The sequence below is a fragment of the Mangrovimonas yunxiaonensis genome (assembly GCF_000733475.1).
GTDB classification, from domain to species: domain Bacteria; phylum Bacteroidota; class Bacteroidia; order Flavobacteriales; family Flavobacteriaceae; genus Mangrovimonas; species Mangrovimonas yunxiaonensis.
In genome coordinates this window covers 76,943-97,264 of record NZ_JPFK01000009.1, presented here as the reverse complement: position 1 = coordinate 97,264, position 20,322 = coordinate 76,943, and the positions used below count along the sequence as shown (strand labels likewise).

Annotated in this window: 21 protein-coding genes; 15 read left to right on the top strand and 6 right to left on the bottom strand. The window is 39.3% G+C overall.

The features are described from left to right. Positions 1-59: 59 nt before the first annotated feature. The gene (locus tag IA57_RS11705) at positions 60-944 is read left to right on the top strand and encodes a hypothetical protein (RefSeq protein ID WP_036123918.1); all 885 of its coding nucleotides are present in this window, start codon (positions 60-62) and stop codon (positions 942-944) included. A 90-nt stretch (positions 945-1,034) separates the two neighbouring features. Here IA57_RS11705 and hutI read toward each other — a convergent pair whose 3' ends face one another. The 3 genes from hutI to IA57_RS11690 all read right to left on the bottom strand — a co-directional run bounded on the left by hutI (position 1,035) and on the right by IA57_RS11690 (position 4,474). After that, a complete protein-coding gene (gene hutI / locus IA57_RS11700) occupies positions 1,035-2,270 on the bottom strand; it encodes an imidazolonepropionase (protein WP_036123915.1) in 1,236 nt (411 codons plus the stop codon). 78 nt (positions 2,271-2,348) lie between these two features. Next, a complete protein-coding gene (fumC, locus tag IA57_RS11695; RefSeq protein WP_036123912.1) occupies positions 2,349-3,746 on the bottom strand; it encodes a class II fumarate hydratase in 1,398 nt (465 codons plus the stop codon). Positions 3,747-3,829: 83 nt separating this feature from the next. Further along, on the bottom strand, positions 3,830-4,474 hold the full coding sequence (locus IA57_RS11690) for an alpha/beta hydrolase (protein WP_036123909.1): 645 nt from the start codon (positions 4,472-4,474) through the stop codon (positions 3,830-3,832). Positions 4,475-4,624: 150 nt separating this feature from the next. On the opposite strand from IA57_RS11690, the gene IA57_RS11685 reads away from it, so the two are divergent. The 5 genes from IA57_RS11685 (at position 4,625) to IA57_RS11665 (ending at position 9,199) form a co-directional block, all read left to right on the top strand. Beyond that, positions 4,625-5,050 carry a PaaI family thioesterase gene (locus IA57_RS11685; RefSeq protein WP_036124167.1) on the top strand — a complete coding sequence of 142 codons (426 nt, stop codon included), beginning with the start codon at positions 4,625-4,627 and terminating at the stop codon, positions 5,048-5,050. A gap of 5 nt (positions 5,051-5,055) precedes the next feature. Next, on the top strand, positions 5,056-6,162 hold the full coding sequence (locus IA57_RS11680; protein ID WP_308418513.1) for a chorismate-binding protein: 1,107 nt from the start codon (positions 5,056-5,058) through the stop codon (positions 6,160-6,162). A gap of 87 nt (positions 6,163-6,249) precedes the next feature. Further along, positions 6,250-8,010, top strand: a complete 1,761-nt coding sequence (gene menD, locus IA57_RS11675; protein WP_036123903.1) for a 2-succinyl-5-enolpyruvyl-6-hydroxy-3-cyclohexene-1-carboxylate synthase — start codon at positions 6,250-6,252, stop codon at positions 8,008-8,010. 88 nt (positions 8,011-8,098) lie between these two features. Next, positions 8,099-8,437, top strand: coding sequence for a DUF2853 family protein (locus tag IA57_RS11670; protein ID WP_036123900.1), 339 nt, complete (start codon positions 8,099-8,101; stop codon positions 8,435-8,437). A gap of 81 nt (positions 8,438-8,518) precedes the next feature. After that, positions 8,519-9,199, top strand: coding sequence for a DUF2461 domain-containing protein (locus tag IA57_RS11665; protein ID WP_036123897.1), 681 nt, complete (start codon positions 8,519-8,521; stop codon positions 9,197-9,199). Here the strand turns inward: IA57_RS11665 and IA57_RS11660 are convergent. Beyond that, positions 9,192-9,608, bottom strand: a complete 417-nt coding sequence (locus IA57_RS11660) for a hypothetical protein (protein WP_036123894.1) — start codon at positions 9,606-9,608, stop codon at positions 9,192-9,194. The genes IA57_RS11665 and IA57_RS11660 overlap by 8 nt on opposite strands. A 177-nt stretch (positions 9,609-9,785) precedes the next feature. Here IA57_RS11660 and IA57_RS11655 point away from each other — a divergent pair, with 177 nt between their 5' ends. The 4 genes from IA57_RS11655 to IA57_RS11640 all read left to right on the top strand — a co-directional run bounded on the left by IA57_RS11655 (position 9,786) and on the right by IA57_RS11640 (position 12,317). Continuing rightward, the gene (locus IA57_RS11655; protein WP_036124165.1) at positions 9,786-10,673 is read left to right on the top strand and encodes a DUF72 domain-containing protein; all 888 of its coding nucleotides are present in this window, start codon (positions 9,786-9,788) and stop codon (positions 10,671-10,673) included. 2 nt (positions 10,674-10,675) lie between these two features. Continuing rightward, positions 10,676-11,062, top strand: coding sequence for an acyl-CoA thioesterase (locus IA57_RS11650; RefSeq protein ID WP_036123891.1), 387 nt, complete (start codon positions 10,676-10,678; stop codon positions 11,060-11,062). A gap of 77 nt (positions 11,063-11,139) precedes the next feature. Then, positions 11,140-11,613, top strand: a complete 474-nt coding sequence (locus IA57_RS11645; protein ID WP_036123888.1) for a lipocalin family protein — start codon at positions 11,140-11,142, stop codon at positions 11,611-11,613. 2 nt (positions 11,614-11,615) lie between these two features. Next, positions 11,616-12,317: an OmpA family protein gene (locus tag IA57_RS11640; RefSeq protein WP_036123885.1), complete on the top strand. Its 702-nt coding sequence runs from the start codon at positions 11,616-11,618 to the stop codon at positions 12,315-12,317. A gap of 59 nt (positions 12,318-12,376) precedes the next feature. Here the strand turns inward: IA57_RS11640 and IA57_RS11635 are convergent, their stop codons facing one another. Both IA57_RS11635 and IA57_RS11630 read right to left on the bottom strand, forming a co-directional pair. Then, a complete protein-coding gene (locus IA57_RS11635; RefSeq protein WP_036123882.1) occupies positions 12,377-13,624 on the bottom strand; it encodes a mechanosensitive ion channel family protein in 1,248 nt (415 codons plus the stop codon). Beyond that, entirely contained in the window at positions 13,611-13,919 is a 309-nt protein-coding gene (locus IA57_RS11630) for a DUF3817 domain-containing protein (protein WP_036123880.1), read from the bottom strand. The genes IA57_RS11635 and IA57_RS11630 overlap by 14 nt, the downstream gene beginning before the upstream one ends. Positions 13,920-14,054: 135 nt before the next feature. Between IA57_RS11630 and IA57_RS11625 the strand changes: the two genes are divergently transcribed. The 5 genes from IA57_RS11625 (at position 14,055) to IA57_RS11605 (ending at position 20,321) form a co-directional block, all read left to right on the top strand. Continuing rightward, complete coding sequence (locus tag IA57_RS11625) at positions 14,055-16,889, top strand: M16 family metallopeptidase (RefSeq protein ID WP_036123877.1); 2,835 nt, start codon at positions 14,055-14,057, stop codon at positions 16,887-16,889. A 104-nt stretch (positions 16,890-16,993) separates the two neighbouring features. Beyond that, positions 16,994-17,569: a Crp/Fnr family transcriptional regulator gene (locus IA57_RS11620; protein ID WP_036123875.1), complete on the top strand. Its 576-nt coding sequence runs from the start codon at positions 16,994-16,996 to the stop codon at positions 17,567-17,569. 162 nt (positions 17,570-17,731) lie between these two features. After that, positions 17,732-18,829, top strand: a complete 1,098-nt coding sequence (locus IA57_RS11615) for an alkene reductase (protein ID WP_036124162.1) — start codon at positions 17,732-17,734, stop codon at positions 18,827-18,829. A 12-nt stretch (positions 18,830-18,841) separates the two neighbouring features. Beyond that, the gene (locus IA57_RS11610) at positions 18,842-19,261 is read left to right on the top strand and encodes an OsmC family protein (RefSeq protein WP_036123872.1); all 420 of its coding nucleotides are present in this window, start codon (positions 18,842-18,844) and stop codon (positions 19,259-19,261) included. Positions 19,262-19,271: 10 nt separating this feature from the next. Continuing rightward, positions 19,272-20,321: an NAD(P)-dependent alcohol dehydrogenase gene (locus IA57_RS11605; protein WP_036123869.1), complete on the top strand. Its 1,050-nt coding sequence runs from the start codon at positions 19,272-19,274 to the stop codon at positions 20,319-20,321. Position 20,322 lies beyond the last annotated feature (1 nt).

Sequence of the window (20,322 nt, the reverse complement as noted above, 5' to 3'; positions counted from 1 at the left end):
AAAATATTTAATATCGCTTAAAATAACGTTGAAAAAATTAATTTAAAAACAAGTAAATTATGGAGAATACAAACAAAAACAACCTAGGATTAAAAGTAGCCTTAGGCATTGCTTTGGTGCTTTTTTTAGGTGCAGCATTCGCTTCCTTTAATCTTTTAAATGAAAAAAGAGAGACTGAGGCTCAGTTAAAAGAAGAAAAGCAATTGGTTATGAACGATTTAAACAACATGGCCAAACAATACGATATCGCCATACAGGATAACGAAATAGCGAACGATAAGCTGGTTGAGGCCAAAGCGCGTATTCAGGGATTGATGGATTCGTTGCAGGTTTCTGAAACCAATGTAAAGAGTTTGTGGCGTTATAAGCAAAAGTACCTAAGCCTTCAAAAGGAGATGGATGTGCTTTTGGAAGAGAACGACAGACTTAAAATTGAAAACGAACTGTTGGCTACCTCTTTAGATAGTACCAAGCTACAACTGGAAGAGCGTACCATGTTTACCGATTCTTTATTGGTGCAAAATACCGAATTGGCTGAAGTTGTAGAAAATGCAGCGGTATTGCAAACGGTAGATTTAAAAGGGTTTGGAGTGATAGAAAGAACCTCGGGGAAATTAATTCCTACCGAGCGTGCCGGACGTTCCGATAAGATTCGTATTTGCTTTACCGTAGCCAAGAATACCTTGGTGCAGGCAGGCGACCAAGAACTTTATATTCAGGTAATCGACCCTAATAACAATACTTTGGGTGTAAACGAACAGGTTCAGTTTGAAGAGGAAATTTTAAACTACAGCTTGGTAAGTCGCTTTAATTACGAAAATACCAACCTAAATGTATGCGAGTTTGTAGAGCCTAAAGAAGACGGTTTTGAAAAAGGCCGTTATGTGGTAAATGTTTTTAACCAGAAAAACTTGGTTTCTAGCACAGAGTTTACCTTAAAATAAGGTGTCATTTAAATTAGAAAAAATATCCATATTATCCTTAAAAATTAAATGACAAAAAAGCCAGAAGTTTTACTTCTGGCTTTCTTTTTTTTAAATAATGCTACCGTTTATAATCACCTGATCAATTAAATTGTCGCCAAAGGCGTAGGGGAGATAGTTGTAGCTCGAAATGGGCTTGGTTATCATTAGGTTGGCTTTTTTACCTCTGCAAATACTGCCATACATGTTGCTAATGCCCATGGCATACGCTCCGTTTATGGTTGCGGCATTAATGGCTTCTTCTGGAGTCATTTTCATTTTAATACAACCGGCACTAACAACAACGTTCATATTGCCTGTTGGGGAGGTTCCGGGGTTGTAATCGGTTGCTAGGGCAAATGGCAAACCGGCATCTATAATCTGTCTTGCGGGCGTGTACGGAATGCTAATAAAATAAGAACAGGCCGGTAGCCCTACAGGCATGGTGTTTGAGTTCTTTAATACCTCAACATCTTCATCGGTCATGATCTCTAAATGATCTACAGAAAGGGCTTGGTGCTTTACTCCTAAGGCAACGCCGCCAAAAGCATTAAATTGATTAACATGAATTTTAGGGGTTAACCCATGCGCTTTTCCAGCCTCCAGAATGCGTGCTGTTTGCTCTAGGCTAAAGTAGCCTTTTTCACAAAACACGTCAATAAAATCAGCCAGTCGTTCACGGCTTACTAGCGGAATCATCTCGTTAACAATTAAATCGATATAGCTGTCGGGCTGCTCTTTGTATTGTTTTGGGAAAGCATGTGCTCCAAGAAATGTGGCGCGAACCTTTATGGGGAATTCCTGTTTTAGGCGTTTAATAACGCGTAGCATTTTTAGTTCGGCCTCGACAGTTAGGCCGTATCCAGATTTTATCTCGATAGCCCCAGTGCCTTGTTTCATAACATTTATAAGCCTTTCTGCTGAAATGTTATACAGCTCATCCTCGTCCATGTTTTGAAGTTTTGCAGCCGAATTTAAGATGCCACCGCCACGGTTGGCAATCTCTTCGTAGCTTAAACCATTTATGCGGTCTACAAATTCTTGTTCGCGATTGCCGGCATAGACCAAATGTGTGTGTGAATCGCACCAGGTGGGGAGCACGATTTTCCCTGTGGCATCGATAATGGTTTCGGCTTCAATCTCTCCAAGGTCGGCCATAGAGCCATATTCAACAATGGTATCATGCTCAATAAGCACATAGGCGTTTTTTAGGGTTGGAAGCGTTTTCATGTCTGCTCCCTTAACAAGCGTAACATTGTTTTCCCTTACCTGAAGCAGCTCTTTGATGTTTTTTATTAGTATTGACAATTTTGATTGTTTTTTGGGTTGGATGTTTTAAACATACAAAACGCCAATGGGGGTTGGCGTTTTGTGTGAATCAGGATTTTATTTTAAGCTACCTACCATGGCTTCTGGTTTTACCCATTCGTCATATTCTTCGGCGGTAACATAGCCAAGGTTAATGGCTTCTTCGCGTAAAGTCGTACCGTTTTTGTGGGCTGTATTAGCAATTTCGGCAGCCTTATAGTAACCTATTTTGGTGTTTAAAGCGGTAACCAGCATTAGCGAATTGTTTAGTAATTGTTTAATGGTATTGTGGTTTGGTTCTATGCCGCTAGCGCAATGCGCTTCAAAACTTTTACAAGCATCACCAATTAATCTCGCCGATTGCAAAACATTGGCGGCCATCATGGGTTTAAAAACATTAAGTTCGTAATGCCCTTGGGTGCCTCCAACAGTAACAGCAACATCATTACCCATAACCTGTGCGCAAACCATGGTTAGGGCTTCGCATTGGGTAGGGTTTACTTTTCCTGGCATAATAGAGCTTCCAGGCTCATTGGCAGGGATAATTAATTCGCCTATTCCAGACCTTGGTCCAGAGGCCATTAAGCGAATGTCGTTGGCAATTTTGTTAAGGGAAACCGCCAGTTGTTTTAAAGCGCCGTGGGTTTCAACCAATGCATCGTGGGCGGCAAGCGCCTCAAATTTATTTTCTGCTGAAGTGAAAGGCAGGTTGGTAAACTCTGCAATGTATTTGGCTACCAGTACGGCATAGCCTTCAGGAGTGTTTAATCCGGTGCCAACGGCTGTACCTCCAAGGGCTAATTCGCCCAAATGGGGCAGGGTGTTTTCCAGAGCCTTTAAGCCGTGGTCTAACTGCGATACGTATCCAGAAAACTCTTGACCTAAGGTTAGGGGTGTGGCGTCCATAAGGTGTGTACGGCCAATTTTTACAACATCTTTAAACTCGATGGCCTTTTGGTGTAGTGTGTTGCGCAATTGGATGACACCAGGAATGGTAACTTCCTTTATTTTCTTGTAAGCGGCAATGTGCATTCCGGTAGGAAAGGTGTCGTTGGAGGATTGCGATTTGTTAACATCGTCGTTAGGTTGAATGGTTTTTTCACCTTCTCCAATAGCATTTCCTGCAATTTGATGGGCGCGGTTGGCAATAACCTCATTAACATTCATGTTACTTTGTGTGCCCGAACCTGTTTGCCAGATAACCAATGGGAATTGATCGTCGTGTTTGCCCGCTAAAATCTCATCGCACACTGTCGCGATTAAATCTCTTTTTTTAACATCAAGGGCGCCTAATTCGTGGTTGGTATAGGCGGCAGCCTTTTTAAGGTAGGCAAAACCATAAACAACTTCTAAGGGCATAGAAGCCGGAGCACCAATTTTAAAGTTATTTCTTGAGCGTTCTGTTTGTGCGCCCCAAAGTTTATCCGATGGAACTTGAACCTCGCCCATGGTGTCTTTCTCAATTCTGTATGACATTTTTATTGTTGTGTTAATTTGTATTTAGGGTAACAAAGTTAATGATTTTAAGTCGCTTTACTACGTTTTCAAGCGGTGAAAATTCATTCGCTAAAAACCTTGATTAGGCTGCTGTTTACTTCGTGTTTGCCTTCAAAAGGATGGAGGCTTAATCGGTCGCCAAAAAGCGCCTTAGCCTTTAGTTCTTCTTGTTCAATTCTGTTGTGGTCAAGATATTCGTCTTGGGTGCCGTAAACCAAATTAACCTTGGTTTTTAGGTTTAAATACTCGAAATCTTTTGGAGTAAGTTCTTTAGGAATTCCTCCAGAATGGATAATTAACCGTTGGCATGACAATTGGCGTTTGGCCATATAACGCATAACAACACTTACTCCTTGCGAATACCCTAATAACATTAAGTTCTTGTCGGGTGTTATCTTTTCAGTATTAAAAATCGCATCAAAATAGCGCATCACGTTCTCGGTTTCCTTCAAGGTATTCTCCTTGGTAAGCCAACTGGCGCCTACATGTTTCATTTTTGGAGCAATGTAGTACTTGCTTTGTGCTTGAGGGGCAATAACGTAGTTTTCCTCTGGCGAAAGGCTACTAAAATACCGCAAGAAATACCGGCTTAAATACCCCATGCCATGGCAAACAAACCAAATGTTTTTAGTTTGATTAGAAAGGGTGTTTAAGGTGCTGTACGAATTTGTTGCCGTGTAGGAGATTTCTTTTTCTGTAGAATTCATTATTGTGTTTGGTTTTGTATTTTTGACAAAACCTCAAAATTAAGGTTTTTGCACTACCATTTCGAACGAAAGTAAAAGATTTGGCTGAAGCGATGTTATAAAAGAAAGTGGTAGCGCATTTAAAAACACAAAATGAAGAAAAACACACCTATGGCACTTACAAAAGAAGCTGTTCTAGCCCAGGCTAATGCAGCAAGCAAAAATACCTTGATGGAGACCCTAGAGATTGAGATAATAGATTTTGGCGACAATTTTCTTACGGCTAGAATGCCTGTAAATTCCCGTGTTTATCAGCCAGACGGAGTATTGCACGGTGGAGCAACGGCCGCTTTGGCCGAAAGTGTTGGAAGCTTCGCCTCGCATATTTTTACCAATATAGAAGAGAAATTTGTTAGAGGAATAGAGATTACGGCCAACCATTTAAAAAGCGTAACCGAGGGCTATGTGTATGCCAAAGCCACGTTTTTACACAAAGGAAGGACCACTCAGCTTTTGGACATTCGCATTACAGACGAGCAAGACAATTTGGTTTCAATATGCCGCTTATCAACCATTAGTTTGCCAAGAAAAAAATAATGGAAATGCCGTCTTTTTTAGAGTTGCTTGAGCAACAATACAAAAGCCAGTTGCCTTTTGTAGCATACAGAAAGCCTAACCAAAAGCAGGTGAAAGCCTTGCTGCAGCAAGACGATAGTTTGCATTTGGCGGTAGATTTTACCGAAAGTGGCTTTGTTTTTGCGCCGTTTGATAATGCAGATCAGACCGTTTTAATTCCTAATGAGACTTCAAAAAATATTGAAAGTGATTTTGAGGATGTAGTTTTTAAGCATGCTGAAGACAAGGTGTTTGAGGTAGATGAAACAGAGAAGGACAGACACATTAGGTTGGTGGAAAAAGGTATTGAAGCCATACGCACCAATAAATTTGAAAAAGTGGTTTTATCCCGTAAAGAGTCTGTTGCTATAAAGTCCGATTCGGTTTTTAAGTTGTTTGCAGACTTGTTGGCAAGCTATCCCACGGCCTTTGTGTACTGCTGGTATCACCCAAAAGTGGGGCTGTGGTTGGGCGCTACGCCAGAAACTTTGTTGAGTGTTGAAAACAAGCGTTTGTCTACAATGGCCTTGGCAGGCACCCAACAATACACAGGCAGCTTAGAAGTTGCTTGGGGGGTAAAAGAGAAAGAAGAGCAAGCATTTGTAACAACCTTTATTTCGGATAGCTTAGAGCCGTATGTAACCCATTTAAAACAAGGTAATGTAAAAACGGTAAAGGCAGGGAAGTTGTTGCATCTTCAAACCTCTATTACGGCGCTTTTAAAAAGCAGCTTAAAACCTGTTATAGATGCTTTGCATCCAACGCCGGCAGTATGTGGGTTGCCAAAATTGGCGGCTAAAAACTTCATCATAAATAATGAAAACTATCAGCGTACTTTTTACACAGGGTTTTTGGGAGAGCTCAATTTAAAAGTGGATAAATCTAGAAACCGCAATCCCAGAAACATAGAAAACAATGTGTATAGGGCGTTAACAAACGCGACCAATTTGTATGTAAATTTGCGTTGTATGGAGGTGGTAGGCAGTATGGCAAATGTTTTTGTTGGCGGTGGGATAACGAAGGACTCTCATGCGGAGTCCGAATGGAACGAAACCGTGGCAAAAGCCATGACCATGAAAAAGGTTTTGCAATAGTTTTGTATCGTGTGGGTATTTCGTAATTTTACCCAATAACCAAGACCAAACATCCTAAGGGCTGTTTGTAGGTCTATTTTTAAGTCAATGGCATACCCTAAAATTCCGTTAGCGCAAACTGTTGTTCAGCTTTGTAAAGCAAAAAACATAAAGCATATTGTTATTTCTCCAGGCAGTCGTAATGCCCCATTAACCATAGGTTTTACCGAGGATGATTATTTTAATTGCTACAGCATTGTAGACGAACGATGCGCGGCCTTTTTTGCACTGGGCATGGCGCAAAACTTAAAGCATCCGGTTGCTTTGGTGTGCTCTTCGGGGAGTGCGTTGTTAAATTATTATCCGGCTATTGCCGAAGCGTTTTACAGCCACATTCCTTTGGTGGTGCTATCGGCAGATCGCCCAGAGCACCTTATAGGCATAGGCGATGGCCAAACCATAAACCAGCCAGAAGTTTATAAGAACCATATCTTACATTCTGCCAATTTAAAACTGGACCTAGATCCCCCAAAAAAACGCCGTGATGATGATGAGCCAGTTATCATTAAAAACCTAGAAAACAGGCTAGAGCGTTTTTTGGGCATTAAACAGGAAATTCAAAAGGCTAATGAAGAAGCGATTAACGCAGCCATAAACAAAGCCATAGCTAAAAAGGGCCCTGTACATATTAACGTGCCGTTTAATGAGCCGCTGTATGATATGGTAGACAAGCCAACCGTAACGCCAGAGGTTATCGCTCCCAAAATGCGAACGGAAACACTGCCTTTGGCAGAACTTAAAGCGTGTTTGGATATTTGGAGTAGTGCTTCAAGAAAAATGATTTTAGTAGGTGTAAACCAGCCAGATAGCATTGATGCGTCTTGGCTGAAAGACTTGGCCGATGACGATAGTATTGTGGTGTTTACCGAAACGACTTCCAACCTTCATAACAAAGCCTTTTTTCCGAGTATAGATAAGCTTATTTGGCCTTTAACCGAAAGTGAACTGGAGCAGTTACAGCCTGATGTTTTATTAACTTTTGGCGGATTGATTGTATCAAAAAAAATCAAGGCGTTTTTAAGAACGTACCAACCCAAGCAGCACTGGCATATCGATCCGGTAAACGCGAACGACACCTTTTTTTGCTTGGACAAGCACATTAAAATGCGTCCGAATGATTTTTTCAAAACGTTTTTGCCTCAATTAACCCATCAGCGAAAAAGTGATTATAAGGGCTATTGGAAGGCTGTTAAAAAACACCGTAAAGAAAAACACGAAGCGTATTTAAATACCATACCCTATAGCGATTTTTTGGTGTATAATACCATTTTTAAAACATTGCCAGACAACAGTGCTTTACAGTTAAGTAACAGCTCGACCATTAGGTATGCGCAGTTATTCGACTTAAATAAAACCCTAGAGGTGTATTGTAATAGAGGGACCAGTGGTATAGATGGCAGCACGAGTACCGCCATAGGATTTGCCTTGGCGTCTACCAAACAAACCACCTTTATTACTGGCGATTTGAGCTTCTTTTACGATAGCAACGCGTTGTGGAATGCCTACATTCCTAAAAACTTTAGAATCATTTTGGTAAATAACAATGGCGGTGGCATTTTTAGAATACTGCCAGGCCATAAAAACACCGATAATTTTGATCGCTTTTTCGAGACCAAGCATACGCTAACCGCAAAACAATTGTGCGCGATGTACGGGATAGAGTATAGTACCACAACAAGTCTTACCGAGTTGGAAGGTGCGCTAAAGGGCTTTTTTAATGATTCAGAAACACCAAAATTGTTAGAGGTGTTTACACCAAGAACTGTAAATGACGAGGTGTTGCTTAACTACTTCAAATTCATTAAATAATCGTTAAATGTGACGTTTGCTTTTTTTTGGTGTCCTATAAAATACCTATATTTAAGGACATTAATATTTTAACCTAAAAAAGATAAAAATGAGCAAAAGAGACGAATTGATTGCAAAGTATGCTGATGATTTAAAAAGTAAAGTAGGTGTTACTCCAGACATGGCGCTGTTAACGAACGTAACCATTGGCTTAGGCCCATCAATTTACAATGCAGATGCTGAAACGGTTTCTGGATCTGATGCATCTGAGTTGACTACCGTAAAAAACAACTTTTTAATCAAAAAACTAGGCTTGAGCGATGGTCCAGCTCTAGACGAAGGTATCGAAAAAGTTATGGAGCAATACGGCAAGTCTAACCGTAACAAATACAGAGCAGTAGTTTACTATTTGCTAACCAAACACTTTAACAAAGAGTCTGTTTATTAATAGGAGCAATGCTAAAGAAATATAAAAAACGCCACATAATTTGTGGCGTTTTTTTATTTTTAAACCCAATCCCTTGTTTTTATGAAGACAACACCCATACCAATAGAACTGCTAAATTTTTTCAAACAGCTTGAGAAGAACAATAACCGCGATTGGTTTAACGCACATAAGAGCGATTTTAAGCGCATAGAGGCCAACGTTAAGCAAGCTTACGAAAAGGTGATGGCTCGGCTTAACGAGCACGACACCATCGATGCTCTTAAAATGTTTCGTATTTATAGAGATGTTAGGTTTTCAAAAAACAAACAACCCTACAAAACCCATATAGGAGGCACATTTCACCGAAAAAAACCAGAGCTTAGGGGTGGTTATTACTTGCAGCTTGCGCCAAACAACCAATCGTTTATTGCAACGGGATTTTGGGCGCCCAATAAAGACGATTTAATGCGGGTTAGAAAAGAGTTTGAAGCCGATAGTGAAGACCTGCGCAGCATAATAAATAACCCGTCGTTTAAGGCGGTCTGGGGCGATTTGGTTGGCGATGAAGTAAAAACAGCGCCCCGTGGTTTTGATAAAAACCATCCAGCCATAGATCTTATTAAAAAGAAACAGTACATTTTTACAAAAACCTATACCGATAGCCAAGTCACTTCCGAAGGATTTATCGACGAGGTTAGTACCAGCTTTAAGGCTGTTCGCCCTTTTTTCGATTATATGAGTAGCGTGCTTACCACCAATCTTAACGGCGAGTCTATTATATAGCCTGCAGCACCGGGTGCTTTTGTAAAACCATTAAATGGTCTATGAGCTGCTCTTTTACCAAATTCATCATACGCTTGTTTAAGGCCGATGAGTTGGTGATGTAAAAAGTGTATTCATCAAGTGTAAACTGCCCAATAACCATACCTTTAAGCGAGTTTCTAAACTTCATGTCCTTGTGTATGGCGTTTTCAATGTAATTTATCTGTTTTTGTCCCGATAAATCATAAAAGACATTTTTATGCTTATTGGCATAATTTTTAAATACCTCGATAAACAAATCGTTTTGCAACTTAATAATGGGTCTTAACGTTTTGTTCTGAAAATATTCATCGTTACTCATGTCCTTTGAAAAAACTATTGAACTGATTTGAGGACGGCACTGCAAGAGGTCTTGGTTTCGATTGCTCATTTCTAGAAGTTTTTAATAAATTTAAAAAGATGAGGGCTTCATCTAAACCGTTGTGTAAATTGATGTTAACAAGGTTATTAACAATAGCGGTTTAATATGGCGGCATAAACCTTTATTATGCGCGTTGTTGGCACAGCTAAAGAATATCGAGTATCTTTACATAAAACAACAGCTACAATGAAATTTGGACGTGTAGAACAGCCCGAAACAATCGATTTTACGTTACCACAAGACCATATGGCAACCAAAAAAGTGTTGCTTAAAACAAAGGACGATACGCCTCCAAAAATTTATGTAGGTTGTGCCAAATGGAACCGCGCCGATTTAAAAGGTTTTTACCCAAGAGGTACAAAAGACGAGTTGGAATACTATTCCAGACAATTTAACAGCATTGAGCTAAATGCGACGTTTTATAGAGTTTTTCCAGCAGAACAGTTTGAAAAGTGGTACAATAAAACCCCTGAAGGGTTTAAATTTTTCCCTAAGCTAAATCAAGAAATAAGCCACTGGAAACGGCTTAACGATGTAAAGGAGGTTGTAGAAAACTACCTGTACAATGCTATTAACCTAAAGGAAAAACTAGGAACCATTTTCTTGCAGTTGCATAACAACTTTGCTCCTAAGGATTTTGATCGGGTGGTGGCCTTTGCAGAAAGTTGGCCTAAAGAAATTCCTTTGGCTATAGAATTTAGACATACCGATTGGTACAACGACCCCGTTATTGCCAAGCAGCTTTACACCGTATTGGAAGATAACAACATTGCTAATATTATTGTTGATACTGCTGGAAGGCGCGATTTAATGCACATGCGTTTAACCAACGCTACAGCCTTTGTGCGTTATGTAGGGGCCAATCACGAATCGGATTATACCCGGCTGGATGAGTGGGTAACCCGTATTGTACAGTGGCAGGAGCAGGGCGTGAAAGAAGTGGCTTTTTTTATTCATCAAAACATCGAAAAAGAATCGCCCTTGCTAGCGGCCTATTTTATTAAAAAATTAAACAAGGCGTTGGGCTGTAGCCTAACCATCCCCAATAACGATAACCAAGGAAAATTATTATAACTATGAGATTTCACACACGCAAATGGGTAAAACCCGAAGACCTAAACCCAAACGGCACCTTGTTTGGTGGTCGGCTTTTAGCATGGATAGACGAAGAGGCCGCTTTGTACACCCTTATTCAGTTGGAGAATAAGCGCATTGTCACCAAATTCATGTCGGAAATAAACTTTATGAGTTCGGCAAAGCAAGGCGATATTGTCGAGTTGGGTATGGAGGTTGTTAACTTTGGAAAAACGTCGCTAACCATTAGGTGTGAGGCGAGAAATAAAATGACCCGAGAAACAATCTTGACCATCGATAAGATTATTATGGTAAACTTGGGTAAAGATGGCTTGCCAACACCTCATGGAAAGACTCAGGTAGAGTTTGTTAAGGACCGGTTAGCTTAAGTCTTAACATATAAATAACATCTAAAATTGTAATGGAATTCGTATATTAAAATGTTAATAACTTAAAACCACACACCATGAAAAAATCTTTTTTCTTATTACTCTTATCGGTTGTGTTGGTTTCTTGTGGCTCGACCAAAAGCCTTTCAAAACGCGTTATGAAAGGGTATTGGAGCCTAAATGAAATCACATATAGCGAAGGAGGCGAGTTTAACGTAACCTTGTTTAACGACGCATCTAAAGCCTGTTTCGAGGCTAGTACTTGGCGATTTATTCCTAACAACAACACTGGGATATACACCTTAAGCGGTATGGATTGCGACAGTAGTGAGCGACATTTCGTATTTACAATTGATGAAGTTGATAAAACGTCTGGGTTGTACGATTTTCTATTGAAACCCACCAACGAGAAGCACAAATCTGAAACCAACAAAGGCTTCCGTGTTAAGTTAGCTCATTTAAGCGAGACCAACATGCAATGGCAACAAACGGTTATGTTAGACGGTAGTCCTTTTACAATTTATATGAATTTTACTAAAATCAACGAATAGACATGAAAACAATAGTAACTAAATACGCTGCAATAGCGGTGGCTTTAATCCTTTTTATAGGGGTTACAAGCTGCGAAGCGACAAAAAACGCAAACAATAAACAAAAAGGTGCTGTTATAGGAACAGCCGGTGGTGCCATTATTGGTGCCATTATTGGTAACAATGTAGGTAAAGGCGGCAATGGCGAGCTAGGCGCTGTAATAGGCGGTGTTGTAGGCGGTGGCGCTGGGGTGCTTATTGGTCATAAAATGGACAAACAGGCCCAACGTATAGAAGAAGAAGTGCCAGGTGCCCAAGTAGAGCGTGTAGATCATGGTATTGTAGTCACTTTTGATGAGAATAGCGGGGTATACTTCGATACCGAAAAGTATAACATTAATGCCGCTTCGCAACAAACCTTAAATAAGCTGATTAATGTGTTTAAAGAGTACCCAGATACCAATGTGTTGGTTGTAGGGCATACCGATAGCACAGGCGATGCAGGCTACAACATGAACCTGTCTAAAAACCGCGCCAACGCTGTTATGGGGTATTTTATTCAAAACGGGTTAAGCGCATCGAGGTTTACAGCCAATTGGTTTGGCGAAACACAGCCTAAATACGACAACAGTACCGTTGAAGGACGTGCTAAGAACCGTAGAGTAAACATTGCGATTGTACCAAACGAAACCATGATTGAAGAGGCGAAATCTGGTAGCAATTAAATGGTATTGCAAATACAAAAAAACACCCCCAAAAAGTGAGGCACTTTTTGGGGGTATTTTTATGCGGTTTCATGATCGGGGCCTATACTAAGCTCGAAAACCTTAAGGTCGAAATACGGGACTGCAGCCAACGAATGGTCAAATATATCGGCGATAATGTACTCGTAATTTTCCCATCGTTTATCGCTACTAAAGGCGTATATTTCTAAAGGAATACCTTGGCTTGATGGCGCCAACTGTCGTATCATAATGGTCATGTCCTTATTAATGGCCGGGTGGTTTTCGATATACGATTGGACGTATTTTCTAAAAACGCCCAAATTGGTTAGGTTTCTGCCGTTAATCAACAACGATTTATCAATGTTATGCTTTTGGTTAAATTCCTTAATGCTAGACTGCCTGTCGGTTAAATAATCGCTTATAAGCTGAATGCCTTTTAAGGTTTCAATACGTTCATCGCTTAAATAGCAAACGCTACTCGCTTTAATAACGATAGAGCGCTTAATGCGGCGCCCACCAGATTGGCTCATGCCGCGCCAGTTTTTAAAGGCATCGGAAATTAAGGCGTAGGTAGGAATGTTGGTGATGGTCTTATCGAAATTTTGCACCTGGACGGTCGATAGGTTAATTTCAATCACATCGCCATCGGCGCCATATTTTTCCATGGTAATCCAATCGCCAATTCTAATGGTGTCGTTAACGGCAACCTGTATGCTGGCAACAAACCCTAAAATGGTGTCTTTAAAAATTAATAGTAAAACAGCAGAAGCCGCCCCAAGGGTGGTAAAGAATTTCCAGATGGAAATGTTGGTAATTACAACAAAAGCAAACCCTACACCAACCACCCACATAAAGAGCATGACTACTTGTATGTAGCTGTCTATGGGCTTGTCCTTTAGTCGAGGGATGGTTTTAATATAGGTTTCAAAGGTTTTTAAAACACTTCTTAAAATCCAAATGAACAGTAAAATCCCGTAAATTTTTATCAGTTTCTCTACAGGTGCTTCAAAATTGGGGAAGTCGCTAAAAACTATAGGGAACAATTCAAGCGTGATTAACAAAGGGACCAAATGGGCTATGTAATTTGGGGCTTTGTGCTCCACTAGAAGATCGTCGAAGTGTGTTTTAGACCGCCCTGCAAACGAATGAAATGCCCTTACCAAAATTTTTCGCGCGATTAAATCGGCGATAAACAGTACGATTAATAAAAGCGCTGCCAACACCAACATGTTCAAGTAGCTGGAAACGGTTTCGGAAAGGCCTGATTCTACAAAAAGGTTATAAAAAAAGTCTTTAAGATGCTGCATTTACAGGAATGGTTTTTTTAAGGATTTTTTGGTCTACATAAAAGGTAGCAAAAGGCAGGATTGAAGCCAAAAATACCACCGTAAATGTTTTGGTAGACCATTTTAATTCTTTTCCTATTAAAACGGCTAATACAATGTATCCTACAAAAAGCAAACCGTGTGGCATGCCTAGAAGCTTTACGTATTGCGGATCCTGACCAAAATATTTTATGGGGACTGCTATAAATAACAATAAGATGTACGATAGGCCTTCTAGTAAGGCTACAATGCGGAAGGTGTTTAAAAGTAGTTTCATTTAAATTTGGTTTTCAACCTACAAAAATACAACCTAAAAAACTTAAGAACACTGCTAAAAGCAATTTTAACTTTACATTAAAGTTATGCTTAATCATTTATACGTACTTTTAGCTAGATTAACAAATTAACATCAATGAAATACATTAAATTATCGCTCGTATTACTTGTTGTATCTTTAGTTTCATGTAAAGAAAAAATACAAAAAGACGTGACGGGAGTAAAACCAACAGAATTCAAAATTAATTATGAAAAGTTCACTCTAGACAATGGCCTAGAAGTTATCTTACACCAAGACCATAGCGACCCTATTGTAGCCGTGGCTACTATGATGCATGTGGGGTCTAATAGAGAAAAACCTGGGCGAACAGGATTTGCGCACTTTTTTGAGCACATGAGTTTTAACGATTCTGAAAATGTGCCTCGTGGTGCCAATAGAAAAATGATTCCAGAATGGGGAGGAAGCCGAAATGGAGGCACCTGGAACGATGGGACTGTATATTACGAAGTGGTACCAAAAGATGCTTTCGATAAAATTATGTGGATCGATTCCGATCGTTTTGGTTATATGATAAACACCGTTACTAAAGCAGCTCTAGAAAGAGAAAAACAAGTGGTTAAAAATGAAAAACGCCAACGTGTAGATAATGCACCTTATGGTTATACCGATGAAATTATTCGTAAAAATCTATATCCAGAAGGGCATCCTTATAACTGGACGGTTATTGGGCAGTTGCCAGATTTGCAGGCAGCTACAATAGATGATGTTAAGGAATTCTACAACCAATATTATGGTGCTGCAAATGCGACATTAGTAATAGCAGGAGATATAGATGTAGCCGAAACAAAACAAAAAGTAGCGCAGTGGTTTGGTGAAATTAGAAGAGGACCAGATGTCGAGCCATTACAACCCATGCCCGTAACTTTAAATAAAACAAAATCATTATACTTTGAAGATGACTTTGCAAAACTGCCAGAATTGCGTATGGTAATCCCTACTGTAGAAGAGTATCATAAAGACACTTATGCCTTGCAAATTCTTGGTAATTTATTAAGCGGCAGCAAAAAAGCACCGTTATATCAAGTGCTTGTTGAAGAGCAAAAACTAACGCCTGATGTTAGCACTTATCAAAGCAGTAGCGAATTGGCAGGAGAGTTTGTGTTTAGAGTACGCGCTAATGCTGGGACCGATTTAGATAGTGTAAAACTAGCTATAAATGAAGGATTAACACGTTTTGAAGAACAAGGCGTTAGCGAAAAAGACTTAAAACGTATTAAAGCCGAATTAGAAACAAATCTATATCGCGGTGTAAGTACTGTATTAAATAAGGCTTTTCAATTAGCTCAAGACAACGAGTTTAATGGCGATCCTAGTTATATTACGCAAACCGCAAAACTTACCCAAGCAGTTACATCAGAAGATATTATGCGCGTGTATAATACGTATATAAAAAATGCAAATTATGTTATGACAAGTGTTGTTCCTAAAGGACAATTAGAATTGGCGGTAACAGATGCTGATAAAGCCGAAGTATGGATTGAAGAAGTAAAACAAGATGTCGCGAGTGAAGAAGTTAGCCAAGGCGAAGAAGCCGAATACGAAAAAACACCATCTAAATACGATAGAAGCGAACCCCCTTTTGGAGAGTTACCATTGTTTGAAGCGCCAGAAGTTTATCGAGGAAATTTACAAAATGGCTTAACCGTTTATGGTATTGAAAATAATGAGGTGCCTTTAATACAGTTCGATATTACCATTCCTGGAGGACATTTAATGGATCCAGAAGGGAAATCTGGTGTCGCTAACTTATTTACCGACCTTATGATGGAGGGAACAGCCAATAAAACACCTGCCGAATTAGAAGAAGCTATTGGGCTTTTAGGCGCCAATATTAGCATGTATACAGCTTCAGAAGACATGCACATCTCAGGGTCTTGTTTGGCTAAAAATTTTAATGAAACCATGCGTTTGGTTAAAGAAATTATTTTAGAACCTCGTTGGGATACTAAAGAGTTTAAGCGTTTAAAGCAGGCCATAGAAACTAGTTTAAAAGATAGCGAATCTAACCCAAGGCGAATTGCTTATAACGTTTATGCAAAATTACTTTATGGCAACAATCACGGCTTTGGTGTACCAACCTCAGGAACCTTAGAAACCGTTAAAAGCATCACAATAGATGATCTTAAAGCGTTTTACAGTAATCTATCTCCAAAAGGCGCAAACTTGCACGTAGCAGGCGATTTAAGCCAGTCTCAAGTCATGGATATAGCGAGTATATTAAACGATTGGAATACACCACAACCAGAACAACCACAATATAGTTTGCCAGAAACACCTAAAACAAACACCGTATATTTTGTTAATGTTCCAGGGGCTAAACAATCGGTATTATATGTTGGTAAATTGGCCTTGTCGGAAACCAATCCAGAGGCCAATAATTTAGCATTTGCTAACGAAATTTTAGGTGGTGGTTCAAGCGGACGTCTATTTCAAACATTGCGTATAGAAAAAGGGTATACTTATGGCGCTTACTCTGGTGTACGAAAAAGTAAAGAAGTAGGGCCGTTTTACATTAACTCCAGCGTTAGAACAAATGCTACCTTGGCATCTTTAGAAATTATACAAGATATGGTAACTAATTATGCTAGTAATTTTGGAGCAGATGAAGTAAAAATAACCCAAGACAAGCTCCTTAAAGGAAATACGAGAGCTTTCGAAAGTCTTGGCGCAAAACTTGGCATGCTACAAGATATTAGTAAGTACAATAAACCTATAGATTTTGTAAAGCAAGATCAAAATGAATTGGTAGCCATGTCGTTAAACGACTATCATAACATGATTAATAAATACTTACAAGAAAAGGACATGCTTTATGTGGTAGTAGGGGATAAAGAATCGCAATGGCAGGAAGTTAAAAAGTTAGGTAAGCCTATGGTAGAATTAGATATTCACGGCAATGAAGTAGAATAGCACTAATAAAATAAAATCTGTAAAAAACGACGTATTTCTATGCGTCGTTTTTTTAATATGTATATTTACCTTATACGATAATACTTCTGTATTTAAAAACAATCATGTATCAAAGCATTGAAAAGCATATAGCTAATTATGTAAAAACCTCGACAGAGGAACTACAAGCCTTCACCTCTAGGTTAGCACCTATTAACATTCAAAAAAAGGCGTTTTTATTAAAGCCAGAGACCTTTATTCATAACGAATACTTTGTTGTAAAGGGGTGTTTAATTGCATATTATTTAGATACCAAAGGCAATAAACACATTGTACAGTTTGCTATTGAAGACTGGTGGATAGGCGATTTCGATGCTTATTTTAATAATACTCCGTCCAAGTTATATATTCAAGCTATAGAAGATGCGACTTTATTTGCGCTAAGTAAAAAACACTTTAATCAACTTTTAATTGAAGCACCTATTTTTGAACGTTACTTCCGTGTTCTGGTTACCAATGCCTTTGTTGCCCAGCGAAAGCGTATTTTGTCTACCTTACATAACTCAGCAAAAGCGCGTTATCAGGAGTTTTGCGAACTTTACCCTACCATTCAAGATAGGGTGCCTAATTATTACATAGCCAACTATTTGGGAATGTCTGCCGAAAGCCTGAGTAGGGTGCGCAGGCAACTTAAAGGTTAAAATTTTGTGAATTGATTTAGGTCAATTATATTCTAATTTATGTCCCTTATTTTTGTATACCATTGTCTTGGTACAATGAAAAGACAGCTAAAAGATGTTTTAGTAATGGCTAAATGTAGTATCTTAAAGACAATTAAAATCCCTAAGCATAAAATTAAACTAATGTCACAATCACTATTAAAACCTTATCACAAACTAGCCCTAAAAAACCGAATTGTTATGGCGCCTATGACGAGAAGTCGTGCCGATAACGAGCAAAGAAAACCAGTAGAAATGCATGCGTTGTATTATGAGCAAAGAGCATCAGCAGGACTAATTATTACAGAAGGTTCGCAAGTTTCTAAACAGGCTGTTGGTTACATTTTTACACCTGGAATACACAGTAAAGCTCAAGTTGAAGGCTGGAAAAACGTTACCCAACGCGTGCATGACAAAGGTGGTAAAATCTATATTCAATTATGGCATGTTGGCCGCATATCGCATCCCGATTTTCATAATGGCGAACTTCCATTAGCTCCATCAGCAATCAATCCTAAGGCACAATCATTTACCCCTAACGGATTTAAAGACACTGTAACGCCTCGTGAAATGACAAAGGAGGATATTAAGCAAACCGTAGCCGATTTTAAAAATGCAGCAGCTAATGCCATGGAAGCTGGGTTTGATGGTGTAGAAATTCACTCATCAAATGGGTATTTATTTCATCAATTTTTTAGTAATTGTTCTAATACAAGAACAGATGAATATGGTGGAAATACCGAAAATAAAAGTCGATTCTTTTTTGAGGTTTTAGAGGCTGTCAAGCAAGTTGTGCCAGAAGATAAAATTGGCGTAAGATTTAATCCTTCTTTACATGGGTTATTTGGAATAACCGTTGATGAAGAAACGATACCAACCTTCGAATACATCATTAAAAGATTAAATAATTACAATCTAGCGTATGTGCATTTATCTGAACCGTTTACCGATGTTTCTAATGTGCCTCATGCTGTAACCAATATAGCAGAGCATTTTAGACCACTATATAATGGTACATTAATGATTAATGCTGGATTTACTCAAGAATCTGGAAATAAAATTATAGCTGATGGTTTAGCCGATTTGGTAGCTTTTGGTAAACCATTTATATCTAATCCAGACTTAGTTGAAAAGTTTCAGCATGGTATTCCACTAACCAAATGGGATAACGATACCTTTTACACGCAAGGCGAAAAAGGCTATACCGATTATAAAAAAGCAGAATTAAATAAAACCAATTAAACACACACAACTATGAAATTTTCAAGGCACGCAAAAGCAGTATGGAAAGGAGCCGGAAAAGAAGGAAGCGGTACCTTAACAACCGATAGTAAAGTTTTAAACAATACAAGCTATTCGTTTCATACACGATTTGAGGATGGTGATGGCACCAACCCTGAAGAGCTTGTAGGGGCAGCTCATGCAGGATGCTTTGCCATGCAATTAAGCTTTTTATTAGGAGAAGAAGGTGTAACACCAAACACATTAGATGTTGCTTCCTCAGTAAATTTTCAAGATGGTAGTATTGTACAAATAGAACTGAATTTACAAGCCGATGTACCTGGTATAAGCGAAGAAAAGTTTAAAGAGGTGGCTACAAATGCTAAAAACGTTTGCCCAATCTCAAAACTTTTAGATACTGATATTAAGTTACATATTAATCTTAATCAATAAACAAGATACAATGACAACAATAAAAGCATACGGATCTATGGCACCAGAAAATGCTTTAGAACCGTTAGATATAAAACGTAGAGATGTTGGAGAAACCGATGTTAAAATAGATATCCTTTACTGTGGTGTTTGCCATAGTGATATTCACACTGCTAGAAACGAATGGGGAGGCGCAAAATACCCTGTTGTTCCTGGACACGAAATTATAGGACGCGTAGTAAGTGTTGGAGGAGATGTTAGCAACTTTAAAGAAGGGGATTTAGTAGGTGTAGGATGTATGGTTGATTCCTGTCAATCCTGTAACTCCTGTAAAAACGATTTGGAGCAGTTTTGCGAAAATGGCGCTACTTTTACTTACAACAGTAGCGATGCACACATACCAGGACAAAAAACGTATGGAGGTTACTCCACCATGGTGGTTGTCGATCAGGAGTTTGTGCTTCGCGTGCCAGAAAATATCGATCCCGCTGCCGCCGCACCACTATTATGTGCCGGTATTACAACATGGTCGCCATTGCGCCATTGGAATGTAAAAAAAGGCGATAAGGTAGGGGTTGTAGGTCTTGGCGGACTAGGGCATATGGGCGTAAAATTTGCCAATGCATTAGGCGCCGAGGTGGTTATGATTACCACGTCGCCAGAAAAAGGCAGCGATGCCAAAGCTTTGGGTGCGCATGAAGTGTTAATCTCTACAAACCAAGACGATATGGTAAAACATGCAGGGAGTTTCGATTTTATATTGAATACCATTCCTGTAGGCCATAATATGGACCCTTACATCCAGTTGCTTAAAATTGATGCGACTATGGTTATTGTTGGTGCGGTCGAGCCGTTAGAGCCCTTCCACGGAGGCGGCATTATTATGGGGCGCAAGCGCATAGCAGGCTCGCTAATAGGTGGTATTAAAGAAACCCAAGAGATGCTAGACTTCTGTGGCGAGCACAATATTGTATCGGATATAGAAATGATTAATATGCAGGACATTAATACGGCTTACGATAGAGTAGTCAAATCTGATGTTAAATATCGATTTGTAATCGATATGAAATCCCTTAAATAAG

Excerpts from the sequence above, each read along its gene's own strand:
- IA57_RS11690 (WP_036123909.1), bottom strand. The coding sequence starts at position 4,474 with ATGAATTCTACAGAAAAAGAAATCTCCTACACGGCAACAAATTCGTAC.
- IA57_RS11685 (WP_036124167.1), top strand. The coding sequence starts at position 4,625 with ATGGCACTTACAAAAGAAGCTGTTCTAGCCCAGGCTAATGCAGCAAGC.
- fumC (WP_036123912.1), bottom strand. The coding sequence starts at position 3,746 with ATGTCATACAGAATTGAGAAAGACACCATGGGCGAGGTTCAAGTTCCA.
- IA57_RS11670 (WP_036123900.1), top strand. The coding sequence starts at position 8,099 with ATGAGCAAAAGAGACGAATTGATTGCAAAGTATGCTGATGATTTAAAA.
- IA57_RS11610 (WP_036123872.1), top strand. The coding sequence starts at position 18,842 with ATGAAATTTTCAAGGCACGCAAAAGCAGTATGGAAAGGAGCCGGAAAA.
- IA57_RS11705 (WP_036123918.1), top strand. The coding sequence starts at position 60 with ATGGAGAATACAAACAAAAACAACCTAGGATTAAAAGTAGCCTTAGGC.
- IA57_RS11645 (WP_036123888.1), top strand. The coding sequence starts at position 11,140 with ATGAAAAAATCTTTTTTCTTATTACTCTTATCGGTTGTGTTGGTTTCT.
- IA57_RS11635 (WP_036123882.1), bottom strand. The coding sequence starts at position 13,624 with ATGCAGCATCTTAAAGACTTTTTTTATAACCTTTTTGTAGAATCAGGC.
- IA57_RS11615 (WP_036124162.1), top strand. The coding sequence starts at position 17,732 with ATGTCACAATCACTATTAAAACCTTATCACAAACTAGCCCTAAAAAAC.
- IA57_RS11650 (WP_036123891.1), top strand. The coding sequence starts at position 10,676 with ATGAGATTTCACACACGCAAATGGGTAAAACCCGAAGACCTAAACCCA.
- menD (WP_036123903.1), top strand. The coding sequence starts at position 6,250 with ATGGCATACCCTAAAATTCCGTTAGCGCAAACTGTTGTTCAGCTTTGT.
- IA57_RS11630 (WP_036123880.1), bottom strand. The coding sequence starts at position 13,919 with ATGAAACTACTTTTAAACACCTTCCGCATTGTAGCCTTACTAGAAGGC.
- IA57_RS11665 (WP_036123897.1), top strand. The coding sequence starts at position 8,519 with ATGAAGACAACACCCATACCAATAGAACTGCTAAATTTTTTCAAACAG.
- IA57_RS11625 (WP_036123877.1), top strand. The coding sequence starts at position 14,055 with ATGAAATACATTAAATTATCGCTCGTATTACTTGTTGTATCTTTAGTT.
- IA57_RS11660 (WP_036123894.1), bottom strand. The coding sequence starts at position 9,608 with ATGAGCAATCGAAACCAAGACCTCTTGCAGTGCCGTCCTCAAATCAGT.
- IA57_RS11680 (WP_308418513.1), top strand. The coding sequence starts at position 5,056 with ATGCCGTCTTTTTTAGAGTTGCTTGAGCAACAATACAAAAGCCAGTTG.
- IA57_RS11655 (WP_036124165.1), top strand. The coding sequence starts at position 9,786 with ATGAAATTTGGACGTGTAGAACAGCCCGAAACAATCGATTTTACGTTA.
- IA57_RS11605 (WP_036123869.1), top strand. The coding sequence starts at position 19,272 with ATGACAACAATAAAAGCATACGGATCTATGGCACCAGAAAATGCTTTA.
- IA57_RS11620 (WP_036123875.1), top strand. The coding sequence starts at position 16,994 with ATGTATCAAAGCATTGAAAAGCATATAGCTAATTATGTAAAAACCTCG.
- IA57_RS11640 (WP_036123885.1), top strand. The coding sequence starts at position 11,616 with ATGAAAACAATAGTAACTAAATACGCTGCAATAGCGGTGGCTTTAATC.